This window comes from Microcystis sp. M53598_WE2, assembly GCF_030067735.1.
In the GTDB taxonomy this organism is placed as follows: Bacteria; Cyanobacteriota; Cyanobacteriia; order Cyanobacteriales; family Microcystaceae; genus Microcystis; species Microcystis aeruginosa.
In genome coordinates, this window is the sequence record NZ_JASJFE010000410.1 from 1 (window position 1) to 4,085 (window position 4,085).

At 45.3% G+C, this 4,085-nt stretch carries 5 protein-coding genes; 1 reads left to right on the forward strand and 4 read right to left on the reverse strand.

Annotated elements, in window-relative coordinates; genetic code table 11:
- Window positions 1–760 precede the first annotated feature (760 nt).
- Window positions 761–1,282 (reverse strand): ribosome recycling factor, encoded by a 522-nt coding sequence (frr, locus tag PX636_RS08725; protein ID WP_228021067.1) that lies wholly within the window; start codon window positions 1,280–1,282, stop codon window positions 761–763.
- 13 nt (window positions 1,283–1,295) lie between these two features.
- A complete protein-coding gene (pyrH, locus tag PX636_RS08730; protein WP_002762234.1) occupies window positions 1,296–2,018 on the reverse strand; it encodes a UMP kinase in 723 nt (240 codons plus the stop codon).
- A gap of 205 nt (window positions 2,019–2,223) precedes the next feature.
- On the opposite strand from pyrH, the gene PX636_RS08735 reads away from it, so the two are divergent.
- Window positions 2,224–2,805 (forward strand): FHA domain-containing protein, encoded by a 582-nt coding sequence (locus tag PX636_RS08735; protein WP_041804110.1) that lies wholly within the window; start codon window positions 2,224–2,226, stop codon window positions 2,803–2,805.
- Window positions 2,806–3,026: 221 nt separating this feature from the next.
- Here PX636_RS08735 and aroQ read toward each other — a convergent pair whose 3' ends face one another.
- Both aroQ and PX636_RS08745 read right to left on the reverse strand, forming a co-directional pair.
- Window positions 3,027–3,482 (reverse strand): type II 3-dehydroquinate dehydratase, encoded by a 456-nt coding sequence (gene aroQ / locus PX636_RS08740; RefSeq protein ID WP_061433219.1) that lies wholly within the window; start codon window positions 3,480–3,482, stop codon window positions 3,027–3,029.
- Window positions 3,483–3,523: 41 nt separating this feature from the next.
- A complete protein-coding gene (locus tag PX636_RS08745) occupies window positions 3,524–3,940 on the reverse strand; it encodes a hypothetical protein (RefSeq protein WP_288116782.1) in 417 nt (138 codons plus the stop codon).
- Window positions 3,941–4,085 lie beyond the last annotated feature (145 nt).

The following is a 4,085-nucleotide window of genomic DNA, read 5'->3' on the forward strand; positions in this document are numbered from 1 at the left end:
ACACATCTAAGCCACTACTCCGTCAGACTTCTGGTGTGAGGAAACAGTGAACTGAAAACTCAAATCCGATCCCTAATAGCTGTCTCGGAGTCTCGGAGTCTCGGAGTCTCGGAGTCTCGGAGTCTCGGAGTCTCGGAGTCTCGGAGTCTCGACTAGGAAATTAATTTTGCACGACTACTTATCCATAAAGGGTGTCTTTTTCCTTTATCTTTCCGAAAGTCCTTGACTTGTTTTAGTTTTTCTATTAAGCTCAACATATATTTGAAAGGTTGGCGGTCACTCCTCATTTTACCTGATAGTGATCGCTTTTACTTTTGATATTCTGATGGGAGAATGAAACAGCCCTAAGGCAAAAGGGGGGGATAAATAATCAGTTTTTAATAACCGTATTTAGTATAATACCCGTCATAATAATGCTTTAAAACTGCCTCAATTTTAACAATTATTACCAGAAAAAATTTCTTGTTTAGTGATTCCTCATGATCTAGAATGTACGGCTATTATGAGCAATCAACTAGCAGAAAGAAGAAATTTTCTCAAGTAATGGCAGAGATGGTTAATTACCCTTGCCCCCAAGGCGGGGGTGGGAGAGGGGGAGTAGGATGCCTGCCACGAATAAAGAAAATGGTAGAACCTGAGATGCCGCGATACGGAAAGACTTCACCCCCAAACCTTCTCACTCCCCTATACCTTTTAAATAGGGATAAAAAGCTAAATAGAACAGACAAAAAGCCTGTTCTATCCATGAGGAGAAAAAAACTTAAACGGTCATGATATCTTTTTCTTTTGTCGTTAATAAATCCTCGATTTTGGCGATAAATTTATCGGTGGATTTCTGCACTTGATCCTGTAAATCCCTGGATTCATCCTCAGAAATTTCGTGACCTTTTTCCCGTTTACGGATAGCATCGATCGCATCCCGGCGAATATTGCGGATAGCCACCTTTCCTTCTTCGGCCAATTTCGCCGCTAATTTGACCAATTCCTTGCGGCGATCGCTAGTGAGGGGAGGGATATTCAAACGAATGGTCTGACCGTCATTACTGGGGGTTAAACCCACGTCCGAGAGAGAAATCGCCTTTTCGATCGCCCCCATACTGGTACGATCGAAGGGTTGAATCGCGATCGTGGTCGCGTCGGGAGTGCTAATGGTCGCCAGGGACTTGAGGGGAGTTTCCATGCCATAATACTCCACCACGATCCGATCTAAAAGAGAAGCATTTGCCCGGCCGGTACGAATCGTATTAAAAGCTCTCTGGGTTGATTCGACGGTTTTCTGCATCTGGTCTTGAACTTCAGCTAACTTCACAGAATCCTCCTACCAATGTTCCAACGGGTTCACCTTTGACAGCGCGAACAATATTACCTGTCACCGACAGATCGAAAACGACTATCGGGATATTATTTTCCTTGCACAGAGCGATCGCCGTTCCGTCCATCACCCGCAGATCATGAGTCAGCACATGACCGTAGGTAAGACTTTGAAAGCGTCGCGCGTTAGGGTTATGGGAGGGATCGGAATCATAAACTCCATCCACTTTCGTCGCTTTAAACACCACTTCCGCATCGATTTCGGCAGCGCGCAGGGCCGCCGTGGTATCGGTGGTAAAGAAAGGATTACCCGATCCCGCACCGAAAACCACCACCCGACCTTTTTCCAGATGACGGATTGCTCGCCGGCGGATGTAGGGTTCAGCTAATTCCTGCATGGCAATCGCCGTTAATACCCTAGTCGGTACTTGCGCTCGTTCTAGGGCATCCTGCAAGGTCATAGCGTTCATGACTGTTGCTATCATACCAATATAATCGGCCGTGGCCCGATCCATGCCGGCCGAGGCGGCTTTCACCCCGCGAAAAATATTGCCCCCACCGACCACGATCGCCAATTGGATGCCTTGGTCAACCACTTCGGAGATTTCCTGAGCGATAGCGGAAACCACCATCGGGTCGATCCCATAGCCGAGATTGCCCATTAGGGCCTCCCCACTCAGTTTTAATAATACCCGCTTGTACGCCATGCCCTTACTACCACTCGCTAAAACAAGATCTAGATAATTTTTGTCTCCCCATAAGATAGCAGGTTTTGGCCTTGATTTAAGTTGACCAGTTCACTCTCCCCTGGGGCCGACAAGTTAAGATTAATAAATCTTTTCCTTGGGGAATTTGTATTTAGTGATACCTTTGTTATTAAAAGGAGCTTAGTTTTATAGAGAATTAATAACCGTGGTCAGCGATCGATTACTATTGGTCAACAAAAGCAATCAAGGGGCTGCTAACATCGATACCTTTGATTGGGTGTATGGGTTTCAGGATGGAACTCGTCTGATGGGAAAGGTTTGCGGTTACTTAGATCCCGATAGTAATCGTCTTCTCGATCCCGAAAACTGCAGCGCTATCTACCAGAATGCCCAGGGACAAGTCCTTAGTCGTTGGCAAGCTGGAGATTTTATCGCTTTTGAACTAACCACCACCGGGGAAGCTCTCTTGATCGTGGCTTCTAATGATAATTGTGTCAGTAATAGTCTCTGTTTGGTTTCGGGCATTAGTCGCAGCTGCGCCCAAGTTAGCGATGAAGGAAAATCCCTCGTCCGGGAGGTTTTTCAATACCCTGCTTGGTCTTTCCAGGGCGATAATAGCACTTCTAAGCCGGCTTTCAGTTGGAATTGTTCCGTATCTCCCTTTTTCCCCTTTGTTTCCCTGCGTTTTAATCTTCAGTCCACCAGCAGCAAAAAATTCTATCGTTGGACGGTTTCCCCCTATTTTCCCTTTTGTCCCCTCTTAGAAGTGGGAGAATCCCTTGCCTAATTAGGGTTTGCGGCAAAAAGTTTTTCGGTGGGGGCAGGGTGTGGGGTGTGGGGTGTAGGGTGTAGGGTTTTAGAGATTTTGAGGGGGTCAATTACCTAATTTTCAGGGAAAAAGTCCCTGAATTTTCCACCCGATCACTCCGGGATACGGTACTTTTTGGTTTCCAAAAAGTCTAAAAGTCTTACCCAACAAGGTTTTTAGATTTATTGAGCAAGCCCTAATTAGCCTTCTCTATTCTTTTGCAAATAATCGACTAATGCCCATAATCCTAGGCGATAACTTTCGGCCCCAAAACCGCTAATCTGTCCGATGGCTATATCGGCAATGTAGGAATGATGACGAAAAGACTCGCGTTTGTAAATATTGCTTAAGTGTACTTCCACACAGGCCATTTTTGTGCCTAATAGTGCGTCGCGGATGGCGATACTGGTGTGAGTATAAGCTCCCGCATTAATCAAAATACCGTCCTGCTGACCCCATGCTTGCTGAATCCAGTCCACTAATTGCCCTTCCTGATTGGACTGGTGTGCGGTTAAATTCACCCCTAAACGGGTAGCTTCTTCGCTTAAAAACTGGTTAATCGCCTCTAAATTGACGTTACCGTAGAGATTCGGCTCTCTTTTCCCCAATAGGTTTAAATTCGGCCCGTGCAGAACCAGAATGCTTAGTTTATTCACAAATGTCCTCCCTATCACCACGAGAATTAATCTTATCTCGATCAGGGACTATTGCCGATCAACAACATTTTTGCCGCTACGGTAATCACCGCACCAATAGTAGCACTGAGCGCACCGACGATGATCGGCAGAATCAGACCTCGGAATCCCTGGAGGTCAGAAATCGCTTTAATCATGGTAGCCTGTTCACTTTCCACCTTTTCGAGTCGTTTATCCATCCCCCCGACTTTCTCGGTTAAAGCGACCAATCCTATCGATTTAACTTGTTCGTTTTCCACCTTTTCCAGTCGTTTATCCATCCCTACGACTTTCTCGGTCAAAGTAGCTAATCCTATCTCTACTTTATTTAATCTTTCATCGATTCTGTCAAAGCGCTCATCAATCTTGTCAAATTTTTGATTAACGTCCCTTTGTAGATTATCTATTTTTTGACTAACATCCTTAACGCTGTCTTTGATATCCTTTAAGACAGTTTCTAGTGGGACTTAAACGCCAAATAAAGATCAAATCGAGTATAATCGTTAAAGAGTAAGCACTTTACGTTGAAAGATCAGCGATGAAAGAGACAACCCCAGCCGCAATGCCCCCATGCTTTGACCGATG